General features: G+C 73.3%; 13 protein-coding genes. 8 read left to right on the top strand and 5 right to left on the bottom strand.

Annotated elements, in window-relative coordinates; genetic code table 11:
• Nucleotides 1-78: 78 nt before the first annotated feature.
• Together IE317_RS12570 and IE317_RS12565 are read left to right on the top strand one after the other, a co-directional pair.
• Nucleotides 79-1125, top strand: coding sequence for a LacI family DNA-binding transcriptional regulator (locus IE317_RS12570; RefSeq protein ID WP_191309534.1), 1047 nt, complete (start codon nt 79-81; stop codon nt 1123-1125).
• Between the two features lie 76 nt (nt 1126-1201).
• The gene (locus IE317_RS12565; protein ID WP_191309532.1) at nt 1202-3532 is read left to right on the top strand and encodes a glycoside hydrolase family 2 protein; all 2331 of its coding nucleotides are present in this window, start codon (nt 1202-1204) and stop codon (nt 3530-3532) included.
• A 79-nt stretch (nt 3533-3611) separates the two neighbouring features.
• Here IE317_RS12565 and IE317_RS12560 read toward each other — a convergent pair whose 3' ends face one another.
• Nucleotides 3612-3983 carry a DUF488 domain-containing protein gene (locus IE317_RS12560; RefSeq protein WP_191309530.1) on the bottom strand — a complete coding sequence of 124 codons (372 nt, stop codon included), beginning with the start codon at nt 3981-3983 and terminating at the stop codon, nt 3612-3614.
• A gap of 357 nt (nt 3984-4340) precedes the next feature.
• On the opposite strand from IE317_RS12560, the gene IE317_RS12555 reads away from it, so the two are divergent.
• The 3 genes from IE317_RS12555 (at nt 4341) to IE317_RS12545 (ending at nt 10501) form a co-directional block, all read left to right on the top strand.
• A complete protein-coding gene (locus IE317_RS12555; RefSeq protein ID WP_191309528.1) occupies nt 4341-7316 on the top strand; it encodes an AfsR/SARP family transcriptional regulator in 2976 nt (991 codons plus the stop codon).
• A gap of 219 nt (nt 7317-7535) precedes the next feature.
• Nucleotides 7536-9602, top strand: a complete 2067-nt coding sequence (locus IE317_RS12550; protein ID WP_191309602.1) for a putative Ig domain-containing protein — start codon at nt 7536-7538, stop codon at nt 9600-9602.
• Between the two features lie 41 nt (nt 9603-9643).
• Nucleotides 9644-10501 carry a GNAT family N-acetyltransferase gene (locus IE317_RS12545; protein ID WP_191309526.1) on the top strand — a complete coding sequence of 286 codons (858 nt, stop codon included), beginning with the start codon at nt 9644-9646 and terminating at the stop codon, nt 10499-10501.
• Here IE317_RS12545 and IE317_RS12540 read toward each other — a convergent pair.
• A complete protein-coding gene (locus IE317_RS12540) occupies nt 10426-10782 on the bottom strand; it encodes an MmcQ/YjbR family DNA-binding protein (protein WP_191309524.1) in 357 nt (118 codons plus the stop codon). The two genes, IE317_RS12545 and IE317_RS12540, sit on opposite strands and share 76 nt — an antisense overlap.
• A gap of 54 nt (nt 10783-10836) precedes the next feature.
• Here IE317_RS12540 and IE317_RS12535 point away from each other — a divergent pair, with 54 nt between their 5' ends.
• Complete coding sequence (locus tag IE317_RS12535; protein WP_191309522.1) at nt 10837-11589, top strand: fructosamine kinase family protein; 753 nt, start codon at nt 10837-10839, stop codon at nt 11587-11589.
• Here IE317_RS12535 and IE317_RS12530 read toward each other — a convergent pair.
• The 3 genes from IE317_RS12530 to IE317_RS12520 all read right to left on the bottom strand — a co-directional run bounded on the left by IE317_RS12530 (nt 11586) and on the right by IE317_RS12520 (nt 15312).
• Nucleotides 11586-12254, bottom strand: coding sequence for an HNH endonuclease family protein (locus IE317_RS12530; protein ID WP_191309520.1), 669 nt, complete (start codon nt 12252-12254; stop codon nt 11586-11588). The two genes, IE317_RS12535 and IE317_RS12530, sit on opposite strands and share 4 nt — an antisense overlap.
• Before the next feature lie 89 nt (nt 12255-12343).
• A complete protein-coding gene (locus IE317_RS12525) occupies nt 12344-13444 on the bottom strand; it encodes a hypothetical protein (RefSeq protein WP_229902671.1) in 1101 nt (366 codons plus the stop codon).
• A gap of 134 nt (nt 13445-13578) precedes the next feature.
• The gene (locus IE317_RS12520) at nt 13579-15312 is read right to left on the bottom strand and encodes a pyruvate dehydrogenase (RefSeq protein WP_191309518.1); all 1734 of its coding nucleotides are present in this window, start codon (nt 15310-15312) and stop codon (nt 13579-13581) included.
• Between the two features lie 70 nt (nt 15313-15382).
• Between IE317_RS12520 and IE317_RS12515 the strand changes: the two genes are divergently transcribed.
• Together IE317_RS12515 and IE317_RS12510 are read left to right on the top strand one after the other, a co-directional pair.
• Nucleotides 15383-16297, top strand: a complete 915-nt coding sequence (locus IE317_RS12515) for a LysR family transcriptional regulator (RefSeq protein WP_191309517.1) — start codon at nt 15383-15385, stop codon at nt 16295-16297.
• Between the two features lie 52 nt (nt 16298-16349).
• Nucleotides 16350-17447, top strand: coding sequence for a calcium:proton antiporter (locus tag IE317_RS12510; protein WP_191309515.1), 1098 nt, complete (start codon nt 16350-16352; stop codon nt 17445-17447).
• Nucleotides 17448-17493 lie beyond the last annotated feature (46 nt).

Here is a 17493-nt window from a genome sequence, read left to right as displayed (position 1 = left end):
CGGCATCTTCACCAGCTCCGTCGCGGTGATGTTACGTTTCAACCGCGCTGCGCAGTGCTGATCAAAGAGGGGGTTGCGATGGTCGTCAGGGAGCCCGGTGCCGAGCCTCGCGCGGCGGGCATGAAGGAAGTCGCGGCGGCGGCCGGCGTCTCCCTCGGCACGGTGTCCAATGTGCTCAACCGGCCCGATCGGGTCAGCCCGGCCACCCGGGCCAGGGTCGAGGCCGTGATGGCCGAACTCCGCTTCGTGCGCAACGAATCCGCGCGGCAGCTGCGGGCCGGACGCAGCCGGGTGCTGGCCTACGTCATGCTCGACGGCAGCAACCCCTTCTTCACCGACGTCGCGGCCGGCATGGAAGACGCCGCGGACGCCGCCGGTGAGGGCGGCCTCTCCCTCTTCCTGTGCAACAGCGCGCACCAGCCCGCGCGCGAGGAGGCCTACCTCGGGCGCCTCGAACAGCAGCGCGTGCAAGGCGTGCTCATCACGCCGGTCGACCCCGACGCCCCGCTGCTGCGCGAGATCGCGCGCCGCGGCACGCCGGTGGTCGTCGTCGACCGGACGCCGGAGGGCACGACGCACTGCTCGGTCGCGGTCGACGACGTCCACGGCGGGGAGATCGCCGTGCGGCACCTGGTCGAACAGGGCCACGAGCGGATCGCCTTCATCGGCAACCACACGACCGTCGGCCAGGTCCGCGACCGGCGGCTCGGCGCGCTGCGGGCGCTGGACGCGGCCGGGCTCGGCCCGGACCACCTGGTCGACCTGACGACGACGGCACTGACGGTGGCCGACGGCCGCGGCGCGGGCGAGCGACTGGCGGGCCTCCCGGCGCCGGTCCGCCCGACCGCCGCCTTCTGCGCCAACGACCTGGTCGCCCTCGGCCTGCTCCAGACGTGCGCGAACCTGCGCATGAGCGTCCCGCACGACCTGGCGATCGTCGGCTACGACGACATCGAGTTCGCCGCGGCGGCCGCGGTCCCGCTGACGTCGGTGCGCCAGCCGCGGCGGCGCCTGGGCCGCACGGCCGTGGAACTGCTGCTGGCGGAGGCGTCCGAAACCGCCCACGAACACCGGAAGGTCGTGTTCACCCCGGAGCTGGTGGTCCGCGCCTCCACCTTGCGCTGAGCAACCCGCTGATCGTTTGTGACGTCTTACCGGTCACCGGCGATATCCCAGGGGAGCCCGAGCACGGAGGTCGTGAATGGCCGACTGGCAACCACGGCTGTCCCGGCGCGGGTTCCTGACCGCGAGCGGGGCCGCGCTGCTCGGCGCCGTCGTCGCGGGCTCGGCCGGGCACGTCGCGGCCGGCGCCGGCTCCGCGCAGCTGGGCGATTTCTGGTTGTTCGGGCGGTACGACGACGGCTGCACCGATCTCGGCTTCGACGAGATCGACCTCTCGCCGGTGCAGCTGCCCCACTGCGTCACCCCGCTTTCGTGGACGGGGTGGGACCCGGCGTCCTGGCAGGACCGGTGGATCTACCGCAAGCACTTCACCGGGTCGGCGACCGAACGCCACACCGCCCGCTTCGACGGCGTCATGACCAACGCCGAGGTGCACCTCAACGGCCGGCTCGTCGCCACGCACGAAGGCGGCTACCTGCCGTTCGAAGTGGAGCTGCCGGACGTCGTGGCGGGCGACAACGTGCTCGCCGTGGTGGTCGACGGGCGGTGGGCGCTGGACGTCCCGCCGAACCTGCCGCGCGGCGGGCCGTCGGTGATCGATTTCTACCAGCCGGCCGGGATCTACCGCCCCGCCACGGTCGGCGCGGTGCCCCGCATCCGGCTGGCCGACGTCTTCGCGCGGCCCGTCGACGTCCTCTCCCCCGGCCGGTCGCTGCACCTGACGTGCACGCTCGACGTGCCCGTCGTGGGGCAGGTGACCGCGTCGGTGCGCCAGGCGGGCCGCGAACTCGCGCGCGGCGCCGCGCCGGTGCGGGGCAGGACGGTCGAGTTCGACGTCGGCGGGCTCGGCGGGGTGCGCCTTTGGGACGTCGAGGATCCCGCCCTGTGCGACGTCGTGGTGACGGTCGAAGCCGGAAAGCGCGCCCTGGACCAGCGGGTGGTGCGGACCGGATTCCGCGACGCGCGGTTCACCACCGAGGGCTTCTTCCTCAACGGACGCCGGCTCCGGCTGTTCGGCCTCAACCGCCACCAGTGGTACCCGTTCGCCGGCGGCGCGCTGCCGGACCGCGTGCAGCGGCGTGACGCCGAAATCCTGCGCCGCGAGCTGAACTGCACGATGGTCCGCTGCTCGCACTACCCGCAGTCGAGTGCGTTCCTCGACGCCTGTGACGAGCTGGGCCTGCTGGTGTGGGAGGAGATCCCGGGCTGGGGTCACGTCGGGGACGACGCCTGGCAGCGCCGGAACCTGGCGGACGTCGAGGGGATGGTCGTGCGCGACCGCAACCACCCGAGCATCGTCGTCTGGGGCACCCGGGTGAACGAGGCGAACGGCACGACGGCGATGTACCAGCGGACCGGGCAGCTCGCCCGGCGGCTCGACCCGTCGCGGCCGACGAGCGGCGCGCTGGCCAGCACCACGCTCGGGCGGTTCGCCGGCAGCGACGTCGAAGTCCTGGCCTACAACGACTACACCGCCCGGCGCGGCACGCCCTTCAAGCTGCGCCCGCCCCGGCCGGGGGTGCCGTACCTGGTGACGGAGACGATCGGCACGCTCGCCGGGGCCCGGGCGTACCGCCGCACCGACGCCCCCGGCGTCCGGGAGCAGCAGGCCGAGCTGCACGCGAAGGCCCACGACCTGGCGGCGGCGGACGACCGGTACTGCGGGCTGCTCGCGTGGTGCGCGTTCGACTACCCGTCGGGCTGGCAGCGGTCGGTCGACGGGGTGAAGTACGCCGGGGTGTCGGACATCTTCCGGATCGCCAAGCCCGCCGCGGCCTTCTACGCCTCGCAGGGCGACCCGCGGGTTCGGGCGGTCGCCGAGCCCGGCTTCGCCTGGGACTTCACGGCCCAGCCGTCCGGTCCCGGGCCGGGGGCGACGATCTGGTCCAACTGCGAGCGCCTGCTGCTGTTCCTCGACGGCCGGCCCGCGGGCGAGGCCCGCAGCCGGAAAGGGGACTTCCCGCACCTGCGGTACCCGCCGTTCGCCGCGGACCTGGCCGTGCCGAAGGGACGGCGGCCCGAGCTGCGCATCGACGGCTACGCGGGCGGGCGGCTGGTCGTCAGCCGGCGCTTCAGCGGCGACCGCGGTGCGGACGTGCTCAGCTGCGTGCCGGACGACCCGGAACTCCGCTCGGACGGCAGCGACGCGACCCGGGTGGTGGTGGCGGCAACGGATCGCTTCGGGACACTGCGCGCGGCAACGGCGGGCGAGGTGCGGCTGACGTTGACCGGCCCGGGCGAGCTGATCGGCGACCCGGTGCTCGACTTCGGCGCCACGGGCGGCGCGGCGGCGGTGTGGCTGCGCCCGTCCGCGGGACCGCCCGGAACGCTGGCGCTCACGGCCACGCACGACACCCTCGGCTCGGCCACGGCGACGGTCCGGGTCACCCCGAACGCCACCCGCTCCTGAAGCGACAACACGACCGGCGGCAGCGTGGCCGGTGCAGTGAATGACTCATTCCTCGCGTCGGACGCCAGGAATGAGTCATTCACTGCATTTCGGCTCCGGTGAGCACCGCCGCCAGCACGGCCGCCTGGCTGATCGAGGGGGATCCGCTCGCCGTCAGCAGGGTCACCGGGCCGTCACCGGCCAGGGCCCGCAGCCGCTCCAGCGCCGCCGCCCGATCGGGCTCGCGCAGCTCGGCCCGGTAACGCTCGGCGAACTCCGCGAACCGCTCCGGGTCGTGGCCGTACCACGTGCGGAGCTCGTCGGAGGGGGCCAAGCCGCGGTACCAGCCGTCGAGGACCACCGCGCCGCGGGCCGTCCCGCGGGGCCAGAGCCGTTCGACGAGCACACGGACGCCGTCGGCGGGCCCGGCCGGGTCGGCCAGGCGCGCCACCCGGACGACCGTCGGCTGCATGCGCGCATTCTGCGTCGGCCGAACGCACTCCGCCACCGGAACGCCGTGGTGGTCACCGTCCGTGATCACCACGCCCGGGAGGATGGACCGGGCGCCACAGCCCGCGGCGGAAGCTGCACTGGGCAACGAACGAAAAAAGGGCCACCACGGCGACCGTGGAGGGGTCGCCGCGGTGGTCCTACCCCCAGCTCGTGCCGCCCGTGAACGACGACAGCCGAATCCGCCGGTTCCCCGGCAGCCGAGCCGGCCGTGGACATCGTCGGGAGCATGTCCTGCAGCACCGTCAGGATGGCGGACCGGGACTGCACCACGCTTGCAGTACGCTTGCACCCCCGATCGGGTGAGTGGAGGTGACGGGTGGAGTTCCGCGTCCTCGGCGCCGTCGAGGCGACGGCGGACGGCGACCCGGTCGACCTCGGCTCCCGCAAGCAGCGTCTCGTCCTCGCCGTCCTGCTCCTCGAAACCCCGCGCCCGGTCACCGTCGAAAACCTCGTGGACCTGCTCTGGCCCGACGATCCCCCGGCGAGCGCGCGCAACACCGTCCAGGCGCTGGTCTCCCGCCTGCGCGCGGTGTTCCGCACCGCGGGCGGCCCCGATCTCGTCACCGAGGGGCACGGGTACGTCCTGCGCGCCGACCCGGACACGATCGACGCCCACCGGTTCACCGCACTGGTCCGCCGGGCCCGCGCGGCCGGTGACGAGGCCGCCGTCGAACTGTTCGACGAGGCCCTCGCGCTCTGGCGGGGCGACGCCCTCGCCGGAGCCGCGTCCGGCGCTGTCGCCGAGCTGCTCCTCGCCGGGCTGAACGAAGCCCGCTGGAGCGCGCTGGAAGACCGCATCGACGCGCAGCTGCGGCTCGGCCGGGGCCGGGACCTCCTCGCCGAGCTGACGACGCTGGTCGCCGCGCACCCGTTCCGCCAGCGGTTCGTCGGCCAGCTGATGCTCGCCCTGCACCGCGAGGGCCGCACCGACGACGCCCTCGCCGCGTTCCGCGCCCTGCGCGCCCGGCTGGTCGCCGAGCTCGGGCTCGACCCGTCGCCGGACCTGACCCGGCTCGAGGCCGCGATCCTCGCCGCCGATCCCGCGCTCGACCTCGTGCCGGAGCCGCCACCGGAACCGGTCCGCCCGGCCCAGCTGCCCCACGACGTCCGCGGCTTCACCGGCCGGGCCGCCGAGCTGGCCCGGCTCGACGAACCGGCGGCTCCCGGCCCCGGCGCCGACATCCGCGTGGTCACCGGCACCGCGGGCGTCGGGAAGACCGCGCTCGCCGTCCGCTGGGCGCACCGCGTCCGCGACCGGTTCGGTGACGGCCAGCTCTACCTCGACCTGCGCGGGTTCGACCCCGACCACGAGCCACTCACCCCGGCCGTCGCGGCCGCGCAGCTGCTGCGCGCGCTGGGCACCGACCCGCGCGCGATCCCGCCGGACCCGGACGGCCGCACCGCGCTCTGGCGTTCGCTGCTGGCCGACCGGCAGGTCCTGGTCCTGCTCGACAACGCGCGCGACAGCGCCCAGGTGACGCCGCTGCTGCCGCCCTCCGGCACGGTGCTGATCACCAGCCGCCAGCGGCTCGGCGACCTCATCGCCCGTACCGGCGCGCGGGCGGTGCCGCTGTCCGTGCTGCCGGCCGACGATTCCCGGCAGCTGCTGGAAACCGTGCTCGGGCCGCCCGCGGTCGCCGCGGAGCCGGCCGCGGCGGCGGAGCTGGCCCGGCTGTGCGGGCACCTCCCGCTCGCGCTGCGGCTGGCCGCGGCCAACCTCGGCGCCGGCGAGGTGTCCGGCATCGCCGAGCTGGCGCGGGAACTCGCCGACGGTGATCCCCTCGCCGGGCTGAGCGTGGACGGTGCCGAAGAAAGCGCGGTCACGACGGCGTTCTCCGTGTCGTACCGCGCCTTGCCCGCCGGACACCGCCTGCTGTTCCGGCGCCTCGCGCTGGTGCCGGGCCAGACGTTCACCGCGCCGGTGGCCGCCCGGCTCGTCGACGTGGCCGACGGTCGGGCGAGCCAGCAGCTCAAGGCCCTCGCCGCGGCCAACCTCGTCGAACGGCACCTGCCCGGCCGCTACCGCTTCCACGACCTGCTGCGCAGCTACGCGGGCGGGCGGGTCGCGGCCGACGACACCCCCGCCGAACGGGCGGCGGCGCGGCGACGGCTGTTCGACCACTACCTCGCGACGGCCGACGCGGCCGGCCGCCTGCTGATCCCGCACTTCCTCCGGCTCCCCCGGCCCGATCCCGAAACGGTGTTCGAGGGCACCGAAGACGCGCTGGCCTGGCTGGACACGGAGTGGCCGAACCTCGCCGCCGCCGTCGAGCACGCGGCGGCGCACGGGCCGCGCGAATACGCGTGGCACCTGGCCGACGCGCTCCGGGCCTTCTTCCACCACCGCGGCCACCACACGGAATGGATCGACACGGCCACGACGGCGCTGACCGCCGCCCAGGCCGACGGCGACCGGCAGGCGCAGGCGGCGATGCGGCTGTCCATCGCGCTCGCCGGGGTCAACAGCGGCCGCTACGCCGACGCCCGCGCCCACCTGACGACGGTGCTGGCCGACGGGCTGGCGGCGGAGTGGCCGGCCGGGCGAGCCGCGGCGCTCAACAACCTGAGCGCCGTGCTCCAGCGCCTCGGCGACGCGCACGAAGCGATCGCGTGCGGCCTGGAAGCGTTGCGGCTGTGCGAAGAAGCGGCCATGCCGGGCATCACGATGGCACTGGCCAACCTCGGGTTCGCCTGCGGCCAGGTCGGCGACTTCGACGCCGCGCTCGGCCACTTCTCCCGCGCGCTCGAGATCGCCGAACGCGACGACGCGCGGTTCAGCGTCGCCGTGCTGCTGGTCGACCTCGGGCACGTCCACCGGGATCTCGGCCACGCCGTCGCGGCCGACTTCTACGAGCGGGCCCTGACGGCGAACCGGGAACTCGGCTACCAGTACGGCGAAGCGGCGGCGCTGTCCGGCCGCGCGGTCATGGAGGCCCGGGCGGGCGACGCCACCCGGGCGCTGACCGACGCCGCCGACGCCGTGGAGCTGACCCGCCGCATCGGCGACCGCGGCACCGAGGCGTCGGCACTGGCCGCGCTCGGCGAAACGTGCCTCCGCCTGGACCGCGCGGCGGAGGCGGTCGAGCACCTGACGGCGGCACTGGACATCGCCCGCGAAACGAGCTTCACGTGGTGTGAAGCCGCGGCCCTGACCGGCCTCGCCGAAGCGGCGCTCGCCGTGGGCGACACCGAAGTGGCGCGCACCCACGGCGAAGCGGCGGTCAAGCTCGCGGCCCAGGCGGGTTACCGGCCCTTGGAAACGCGAGCCGCCCGCGTCCTCGACCCGTCGTGAGTGGCAAGGAGGGTTAGAACCCGCCTTACCACTCACGACCGGCTGCGGCAGACTGCTCAGCTCGCAAAAGCGGTGCACAGCCGGACTTTGCCGCGCATACACGACGAAAGCGGCACGGAACCCGACTCTTGGCGGGTTCCGCCCTTCCGGACCGAAGGGGACGCTTCTCCTGGCTCCCACGGGCGGAGCCGGGAAAGGACGACCTCCATGAGATCGAGGGTGCTTCCTGCCGTGCTCGGCGTGGCCATCGGCCTGCTGGGCACCGTCGCCGTCGCCGCGCCGGCCGAGGCCGCCGCGGTCTGCGGTGACCAGATCGTCGGCAACGGCGGGTTCGAGAGCGGCACCACGCCGTGGACCCAGACCAGCGGCGTCATCACCGCGGCCACCACGGCGCAACCCGCGCACGGCGGGACGATGCTCGCCCGCCTGGACGGCACCGGCAGCACGCACACCGACACCTTGTCCCAGTCGCTGACGCTGCCCGCCGGCTGCGCGTCGGCCACGCTCTCGTGGTGGCAGCACATCGACACCAAGGAGACGACGACCGGCACGAAGTACGACAAGCTGGTGGTGCAGGCGGGTTCGGACACCCTGGCGAGCTACTCCAACCTGGACAAGAACACCGGCTACGTCCAGCGCACCGTGGACGTCTCCCGCTACCTCGGCCAGACCGTGACGCTGAAGGTCACCGGCACCGAGGATTCCAGCCTCGCCACCAACTTCGTCCTCGACGACTTCTCCCTGACCACCGCGGGGACCTCGCAGTCGCCGGTCGTCACCGCACCGGGCGCCCAGACCGGCGCCGTCGGCCAGGCCGCGTCGCTGCAGATCCAGGCGAGCGACCCGCAGGGCGACGCGCTCACCTACAGCGCCACCGGCCTGCCCGCGGGCCTCACGATCGGGGCGAGCACGGGCAAGATCACCGGCACGCCGACGACCGCGGGTACCTCCTCGGTGACCGTGACGGCCAAGGACCCGGCCGGCAACAGCGGCAGCGCCACCTTCACCTGGACGATCTCGGCCGCCCCGGCCGACTCGACGCGCACGCCGGTCAACCCCGCTTACACGGTGAACCTGACGTCGAACACCGCGGGCGACACGTGGACCGGGCACCAGAGCGTCAGCTTCACCAACGGCTCCTCGACCGCGCTGCCGGAGGTGTACTTGCGGCTCTGGGACAACTACCACGGCGCCTGCCCGACGACGCCGATCACCGTCACGAACGTCACCGGCGGCACGGCGTCCGCGCTGAGCGTCAACTGCACGGCCATGAAGATCACGCTGCCCGCGCCGCTGGCCCAGGGCCAGTCGGCGACCATCGGGTTCGACCTGAAGATCGTCGTGCCGAGCGGCGCGGACCGGTTCGGCCACGACGGCGCGTACAACATGATCGGCAACGCGCTGCCGGTGCTCGCCGTCCGCGACGGCGCGGGCTGGCACCTGGACCCGTACACGAACAACGGTGAGTCGTTCTACACGGTGATCAGCGACTTCGACGTCACCCTCGTGCACCCGGCATCGCTGCTCACCCCGGCCACCGGCACCTCGACCGAGACGACCAGCGGCACCACGACCACCACGCACGCCGTCGCGTCGAAGGTGCGGGACTTCGCGTGGGCCGCCGGGCCGTTCGCGAAGATCACCACGACGTCCGGCAAGGGCGTGCGGGTCAACGTCTATTCGGTCAGCGGGATCTCCACCAGCAGCGCCAACCAGATGCTGTCCCTGGCCGCCGACTCGATCGACGTCCACTCGGGCCGCTTCGGCGACTACCCCTACGGTGAAGTCGACGTGGTGCTGGACAACAACTTCTGGTTCGGCGGCATGGAGTACCCGGGCTTCGTGATGGACCTCGTCTCGACCACGGCACTCCCCCACGAGCTGGCGCACCAGTGGTTCTACGGGATCGTCGGCGACGACGAGTACAACTCCCCGTGGCTGGACGAGAGCTTCACCGACTACGCCACCGACCTCTACCGCGGGATCACCGGCAGCGGCTGCGGCATCACCTGGCAGTCGAGCGCGGAGAAGCTGACCAACTCGATGGCCTACTGGGACGCGCATTCGTCCCGGTACTCCACGGTGGTCTACAACTACGGCAAGTGCACCCTGCACGACCTGCGGCGGCTGATCGGCGACACGGCGATGGCGAACCTGCTGAAGTCCTACGCCCAGTCGCACTGGTACGGCGTGTCGACGACCGCGGAGTTCAAGGCCGCGGCACAGGCGGCGGCCGGGTCGACCGACCTGACGTCGTTCTGGGCCTCGCACCGCGTGGAAGGGTAAACCGGTTGGCGTTCCCCGTCCGCGTCCGCCACTGTGGGGACGTGGACGGGGAACGGCTTTTCTGCGACACAGCGCTGGCCGAGCGCATCGAACGCGCGGAGACGCGGTTCGTCAGCGCGTGCGCCGACGCGGCCCGGCGGCGGCTCGGCGATGGCCGCGGCTTCACCCGCCCGCTCGCCGGGGGTGTCGCGACCTTCGCCGAGGCGGGCTCGCCGTTCAACAAGATCGCCGGACTGGGCTTCGCGGGCTTGCCCGAAGGTCTCGACGAGGTCGAAGCAGCCTTCGCCGAACGCGGCGCGCCGGTGCAGGTCGAACTCTGCCAGCTCGCCGATCCCGCGGTGGGCGCCTTCCTGACCGCCCGGGGCTACCGCCTGGAGTCCTACGAAAACGTGCTCGGACGGCGGATCGGGAACAGCGGCTTCCCCGCAGGTGTCCGGGCCTGCCGCGACGACGAGCTGGAGACCTGGCTGTCCGCGGTCGCCGAAGCGTCCCTGGTGGCCGACGAGCAAGGCGTGCCCTCGCACGAAGACTTCCCCCGCGACCTGCTCGTGAACGCCCTGCGGGACATGGCAGGCGTCCGGCGGTACCTGGCGACGCGGGACGGCGAGTTCGCCGGCGGCGCGAGTTTCCGTGTCACCGACGGGATCGCGCAGTTCAGCGGCGCGGCGACACTGCCCGCCCACCGCCGCCGTGGCGTCCAGACGGCCCTGCTGCGGGCCCGGCTGGCAGCGGCCGCCGAGGCCGGGTGCGACCTCGCCGTCGTCACCACGCAGCCCGGGTCGAAGTCGCACCAGAACGCGCAGCGGCAGGGGTTCGACCTGCTCTACGCGCGGGCGATCCTGGTGAAGGGCACCTCCGCCACCAGGTCCTCCGGAGCGGAGAGCCGCCAGGCTTCGTAGAGGAGCTCGGCAAGCTCATCGGCGTCGATGCCGTCCAAGTAGACGACGACCCAGCCGAAGCCGCCCGCGGTGAACTGCACCTCGAACACGTCCGGGCGTTCGGACACCAGCGCCAGCTGTTCGGAGACGGTCTGCTTCAGCCCGACGGTCCGGGTCCGCGGCCAGAAGTACCCGAACCGCTTGCCGCGCACGCTGAACGACGAGTAGTCGCGCGCCTCCGAACGCTGGACCTCCGCCAGCGTTCCGAGCAGCTGTTCGAGTTCCCGGACCTGCACCGTCACCGTTGTTCCCCCTGTCTCCGGCCACCACCGTAGCGCCCCGGTAGCGTGCGGCCCATGAGCGAGTCCGAAGACGGCCGCGAGGTGGTGGTCAAGCGGGGCCACGCACCCGGCGCGACGGTGGCCGAGGTGGCGGGCCTGCGCTGGCTCGCGGCCGCGGGCACGGTCCCGGTGCCCACCGTGCGGAGTTTCGACCAGGACCAGCTCGTGATCGACCGCGTCCCGGCCGGCCGTCCCTCGGCCGCGGCGGCGGAACGCTTCGGCCGCGGGCTGGCCGGCTTGCACGCCGCCGGGGCTCCGGCGTTCGGCGCCACTCCCCCAGGCGGCCCCGCGGACGCGTGGATCGGCCGGGCGCCGATGGCCAACGTCCCGGCGGACGACTGGGCGTCCTGGTACGCCGCCGATCGCGTGCTGCCCTACGTGCGGCTGGCGGTGGACGCGGGGACGTTCGGCCCGGCCGAAGCGACGTTGTTCGAACGGGCCTGCGCGCGGATCCCGGCGTCGGCCGAGCCGCCCGCGCGGCTGCACGGCGACCTCTGGAACGGCAACGTCCTGTGGGACGGGCGCGAGGCGTGGCTGATCGACCCGGCGGCCCACGGCGGGCACCGCGAGACGGACCTGGCGATGCTGCACCTCTTCGGCTGCCCCCACCTCGATCGCGTCATCGCCGCCTACGACGAGTCGGCGCCACTGGCCGACGGCTGGCGCGACCGGATCGGGCTGCACCAGCTGTTCCCGCTGCTGGTGCACACCGTCCTGTTCGGACAGTCCTACGTCGGGCAGGCGGTGGCGGCGGCCCGCTCGTTCTAGCAGTGCTGCAACATCGACTCCAGTGCGGCCCGTTCGGGGACGGTGATCGTCAGGCCGTAGTCGTGCTTCACGACGATCCAGTCGGTGGCGTAGGCGCACCAGTACGACACGAGCGGCGGCTTCCACTCGTCCGGGCCCTTGTCGCTCTTCTGTTCGTTGAGGTTGTCGGTGACGGCTTTCAGCTGCGGGCGCACGAGGTCGTTCGCGAACTGCTCGCGCCGTTCCCGCGTCCAGCTCTTCGCGCCGCTGATCCAGGCCTGCCCGAGCGGGACCATGTGGTCGATGTCCACATCGGACGGCTTGTGCCAGGTCTCGCCGTCGTAGGGACTGACCCAGGTGCCGGATTTCGGGGCGCAGCGCGAGTCGGTCTGGACGTCCTTGCCGTCGCGCTTGAGCACCTCTTCGCGGACGTCGCAGTTCGCGTCGACCTTGTCCCAGTGCGGGAACTCGTCCCGGCTGTAGCCGTCCATAGTGCCGCGCACGGCGACCTGAAGGGCCGCGAGCTCGTTCCGCGCATCGGCGGGCGCGATCCGCGGCGCGGCGGCCGTTTCGGGTCCCTGCGTCACCGGCCCGGCCCCGGACGCCAGCTCGTCGGCGAGCTTGCACCCGGTGAGGGAGGAACCGGCGAGGACGGCGAGCAGGACAAGCGCTCGGGTGCGCGGCATCGTGAACCCCTTTCACGTCTACCGGGAGGTGCCCAGCCGGTGCGTGCGGGAAACGGTGCAGATGGCCTAGTTGACGCGATCCGATCGGGTCAAGAGCCGTGAAAGACCTGCCCGACGAAGACGGCCGCGACGACGCCGATGGTGACCAGCACGACGAGCACGAAGAGCAGGCCCCACGGGATCTGCCGGATCGGCCGCTGCCGCGGGAAGACGACCGCCCGCGCCGACGGAGTCCACGCGACGGGATCGTCTTCGGCGGCCGCCGGCGGCGGCGGTTCCGGCGGGGGCACGGCGATCACGGCGGGCAGTTCGGGCAGCCGGTCGAGCACGGGAAGCCGCGCCGGGAACCCGTCGGCGATGAGCGCGCCCCGCGGCGGGGCGAGGTGCGCGAGGGAGAGGGCGTAGCAGGCATCGAGGACGTCATCGGCCGACCAGACGGTCCGCCACCGGTTGTGCTGGGCGATGATCCGCCGCAGCCCACGGGGATCGGCGAGGACGACGGCGACGCCGGGCACGGGGTGCGGATCGGGCCACCGCAGAGCAGGCTGCTGCGCCGGGGCGGGGCCGGGTTGGTCTTCCGACGCCATCTCGGGACCGGGCGGCCGCTCGCCGCCTGCCCCATTCCCTCGCGAGACCGGCGCGGAGGTGGATCCGGCTCGACCTTCCGCCGCCACCCCGGGGCCAGGCGCCTCCGGCGTGCCCTTGCCACCTGGGCCATTCGTCCGCGGCAGCGGCTCGGAGGCAGCCTCGCGCCCGACTGCCGCCCACTCGCCCAACCGCAACTCCTGCGCGCTCCCCTTCCCGGCTGCTTCCGCCGGGGGAACCACCGCGACCAGGCCCGTCACGTGCCGCCCGCCTTCGTGGCCGGCCAAAGCTCCCCTGGCCGCCGCCACCGCCGCTCCCGTGCGGTCGCCCGGGCCCGGCCACTCCGCCGGGCCGGGTTCGTGCGCCGCGATGACCACCACTCCGCACCGGGTGAACACGAGCGCGTCCACGACCCGGGGGCCGAGCCGCCCGGGCAGCGTGATGCCCGCCAGCGCCAGCCCCGTCAGGTGTTCCGGGCCCGGGCCCCACGATCGCAGCAACGCCACCAGGTGCGCCGCCGCCGGCGGGAGCGGGCGGTCTTCGCCGGTTCGCTGGAGGGCCACGAGCACGCCGGTCACACCTCCCACGACGCCGACGGCGAGCACTCCCTCGACGGTAAGAGGCAACCCCACCGCGCCCCCAGCAGCCGAACGAGTGGTCGATCACCACCGTGCGTAGCCGAGGTCGGCCGGCACCCCGGGTTCGGTCCACAGTGGACCGGACCCGGCGCGCCGGGAGGCTACGGCCGCGGGGTGTTGCGGAGGTTGGCGCGGGCGAGGTCGACCATCTTGCCGACACCGCCGTTGAGCACCGTCTTCGTCGCCCCCAGCGCGAACCCGCGCACCATCTCCCCGGTGATCCGCGGCGGGATCGACAGCGCGTTCGGGTCGGTCACCACCTCGACCACCGCCGGGCCGGGGTGGACGAACGCCTTCTCCAGCGCGCCGCGGACGTCGGCCGGGTCCTCGACGCGCTCGGAGAACACGCCGCAGGCCGCGGCGATCGCCGCGAAGTTCACCGGGGCGTGGTCGGTGCCGAAGTCCGGGAGGCCGTCGACCAGCATCTCCAGCTTCACCATGCCGAGCGTGGCGTTGTTGAACACCACGACCTTCACCGGGACGTCGTACGCCGGCAGCGTCAGCAGGTCGCCCATCAGCATCGCGAGCCCGCCGTCGCCCGACAGCGACACGACCTGGCGGCCCGGCTGGGCCAGCTGGGCGCCGATCGCGTGCGGCAGCGCGTTCGCCATGCTGCCGTGCCGGAACGAACCCAGCACGCGGCGGCGGCCGTTCGGCGTCAGGTAGCGCGCGGCCCAGACGTTGCCCATGCCGGTGTCGACGGTGAACACCGCGTCGTCGGCCGCGACCTCGTCGAGCACCGAAGCGACGTACTCCGGGTGGATCGGACGGCGGTGCTCGATCTTCGTCGTGTACGCACCGACGACCTTCTCCAGCTTCCGCACGTGCTCGCGCAGCATCCGGTCGAGGAACGCCCGGTCGGTGCGCGGCCGCAGGAGCGGGAGCAGCGCGCGCAGCGTCTCGCGCACGTCGCCGTGCACCGCCAGGTCCAGCGGCGTGCGGCGGCCCAGGCGCGAGGCGTCGTGGTCGAGCTGGATCGTGTGCGCCTGCGGGAGGAAGTTGTCGTACGGGAAGTCCGTGCCCAGCAGCACGATCCGGTCGGCCTCGTGCATCGCGTCGTAGCAGGCGCCGTAGCCGAGCAGGCCGCTCATGCCGACGTCGAACGGGTTGTCGTACTGGATCCACTCCTTGCCGCCGAGCGAGTGCCCGACCGGCGCGGCGAGCTTCTCCGCCAGCGCCATGACCTCGTCGTGCGCCCCGCGGACCCCGGCGCCCGCGAAGAGCATCACCTTCTCGCCGGAGTTCAGCAGATCGGCCAGCTCCTGGACGGTCTCCGCGGAAGGCACCGCGGGCGACGGCGTCACCAGCGGGAGCCGCTCGGTGAGCGGGCCGGTGGCCTTGCGGTCGGCTAGGTCGCCCGGGATGGTCAGCACTGCGACGCCGCCCTTGCCGACGGCGGCCTGCGTGGCGATCCGCAGCAGGCGCGGCAGCTGCGCCGGGTCCGCCACGACCTCGCTGAAGTGGCTGCACTCGGCGAAGAGCCGGTCCGGGTGGGTCTCCTGGAAGAACCCGGTGCCGATCTGGTTCGACGGGATGTGCGACGCGATCGCCAGCACCGGCGCGCCCGAGCGATGGGCGTCGAACAGGCCGTTGATCAGGTGCAGGTTGCCCGGCCCGCAGCTACCCGCGCAGACCGCGAGCTTGCCGGTGACCTGCGCTTCGGCCGCCGCGGCGAAGGCGGCGGTCTCCTCGTGGCGGACGTGGACCCACTCGATGCCGTCGGTGCGGCGGACCGCGTCGACGATCGGGTTCAGGCTGTCCCCCACGATGCCGTAGATGCGCTCGACCCCGGCGTCGCGCAGGGTCCTGACCAGTTGTTCTGCCACGGTAGCCATACCTCCAGGGTGGCCTCCGATGATCGATGCGTCCAATGCCTGATTGGCTGAAAATCCATACACTGGACGCATGGACGTCCAGACGCTGCGGCTCTTCCGCGCGGTCGCGGCCGGCGCCACCGTCACCGAGACCGCCGCGCGGGCCCACCTCACCCAGCCGGCGCTGTCCCGGGCCCTCCGCCGCCTGGAGCACGACGCCGGCGCCGAGCTGTTCCGCCGGTCCGGGCGGGTGCTGCGGCTGACGCCGGCCGGGCACGCCTTCAAGCGGCACGTCGACCTCGTGCTCGACCAGCTCGACCAGGGCCTGCGCGAAGTCGGCGAGATCGTCGCGCCGGACACCGGCGTCGTCCCGCTGGCCTTCCTGCACACGTTCGGCACCTGGCTGGTGCCCGCCGTGCTGAGCGGCTTCCTGCGTGACCACCCGAGCGCCCGCTTCGAGCTGCGGCAGCACGGCGAGGCCGGGCTCGAGGCCGAGCTCCTCGACGGCACCGCGGACCTGGTCATCACCAGCGGCGACCGCGGGCACCCACAGCTGCACTGGTCCCGCCTGCTCGTCGAGCCGCTGCGGCTCGCGGTGCCCCCGCGCCACCGGCTCGCCGGGCGGCGGCGGGTGCGCCTCGCCGACGTCGCGGACGAGACGTTCATCCTCCTGCGCCCGGGGTACGCGCTGCGCGAGACGACCGAGCGGCTGTGCGCCGAGGCCGGGTTCGCGCCGCGTGTCGGGTTCGAGGGCGACGAGGTGGAGACGCTGCGCGGTCTCGTCACCGCCGGGCTCGGCGTGTCCGTGGTGCCGCTGCCGCACAGCGCGGAATTTCCGGCACCACACCTCGAACTGACCGATGTGGACGCTGCGCGCGACATCGGGCTCGCCTGGGCGGCGGGCCGGAACCTGCCGCCGCTGAGCGAAACCTTCCGCCGTCACGTCGTCGCCGCGGCGCCGCGGCTGGTGCCGACGGACCCGCACCGTCCACATGGGACGATGTGAGAAGTGCCTTGCGGGGCAGCGGAACCCGTGGTCGTGTGTCAAGGTGGAGGGCATGGTCGCCGCGCTGAGATCCTTCCTGCTGTCCTGGACCTCCGTCACCCCGGTGCTCGGCGTGCTCGTGCTGGCGCTCGCCTGGGGCCGCGACCTGGGCCCGGTCTTCGTGGCCCTCGTCGCCGTCGCACTCGGGGCGACCGTGCTGGCCGCGGTGCACCACGCGGAGGTCGTCGCCCACCGGGTGGGGGAACCGTTCGGCTCGCTGGTGCTCGCGGTGGCGGTCACCGTCATCGAAGTCGCGCTGATCGTCACGATGATGGTGTCCGGCGGGCCGGACACCGGCTCGCTGGCGCGGGACACGGTGTTCGCCGCCGTCATGATCACCACCAACGGCATCGTCGGCATCTCCCTGCTCGTCGGGGCCCGCCGCTACGGCTCGACGTTGTTCAACTCCGAAGGCAGCGGGGCCGCACTGGCCACGGTCGCGACGCTGGCCACGCTGAGCCTGGTGCTCCCGGCGTTCACCTCCAGCACGCCGGGGCCGGCGTTCTCCCCCACTCAGCTGACGTTCGCGGCGCTGGCGTCCCTCGTGCTGTACGGGACGTTCGTGCTCACCCAGACGGTGCGCCACCGCGACTTCTTCCTCCCGGTGGCGGCCGACGGCGCGGTCAAGGAGGACGACCACGCCGACCCGCCGTCGAACCGCGCGGCACTGGGCAGCCTGGCCCTGCTGCTCGTGGCCCTGGTCGCGGTGGTCGGGCTGGCGAAGGTGGAGTCGCCCGCGATCGAGGCCGGGGTGCGCGCGGCCGGGTTCCCGCAGTCGTTCGTCGGCGTGGTGATCGCGCTGCTGGTGCTGCTGCCGGAGACCCTGGCCGCGGTGCGCGCGGCCCAGCGCGACCGGATGCAGATCAGCCTCAACCTGGCCTACGGCTCGGCGATCGCCAGCATCGGCCTGACGATCCCGGCGATCGCGCTGGCGTCGGTGTGGCTGCCGGGCCGGCTGTTGCTCGGCCTGGGCTCGACGCAGATCGTCCTGCTCGCCCTGACGGTGGTGGTGAGCGTCCTGACGGTGGTCCCCGGCCGGGCCACCCGCCTCCAGGGCGGCGTGCACCTGGTCCTGCTGGCGGGCTTCCTCGTCCTGGCCATCAACCCCTGACCCGCCTCTGCCGCGGCTGGTCGTGAGTGGAAAAGCGGGTTAGAAC

This window comes from Amycolatopsis bullii (assembly GCF_014654205.1).
Taxonomy (GTDB): domain Bacteria; phylum Actinomycetota; class Actinomycetes; order Mycobacteriales; family Pseudonocardiaceae; genus Amycolatopsis; species Amycolatopsis plumensis.
This window is presented reverse-complemented; position numbering and strand designations above follow the sequence as displayed.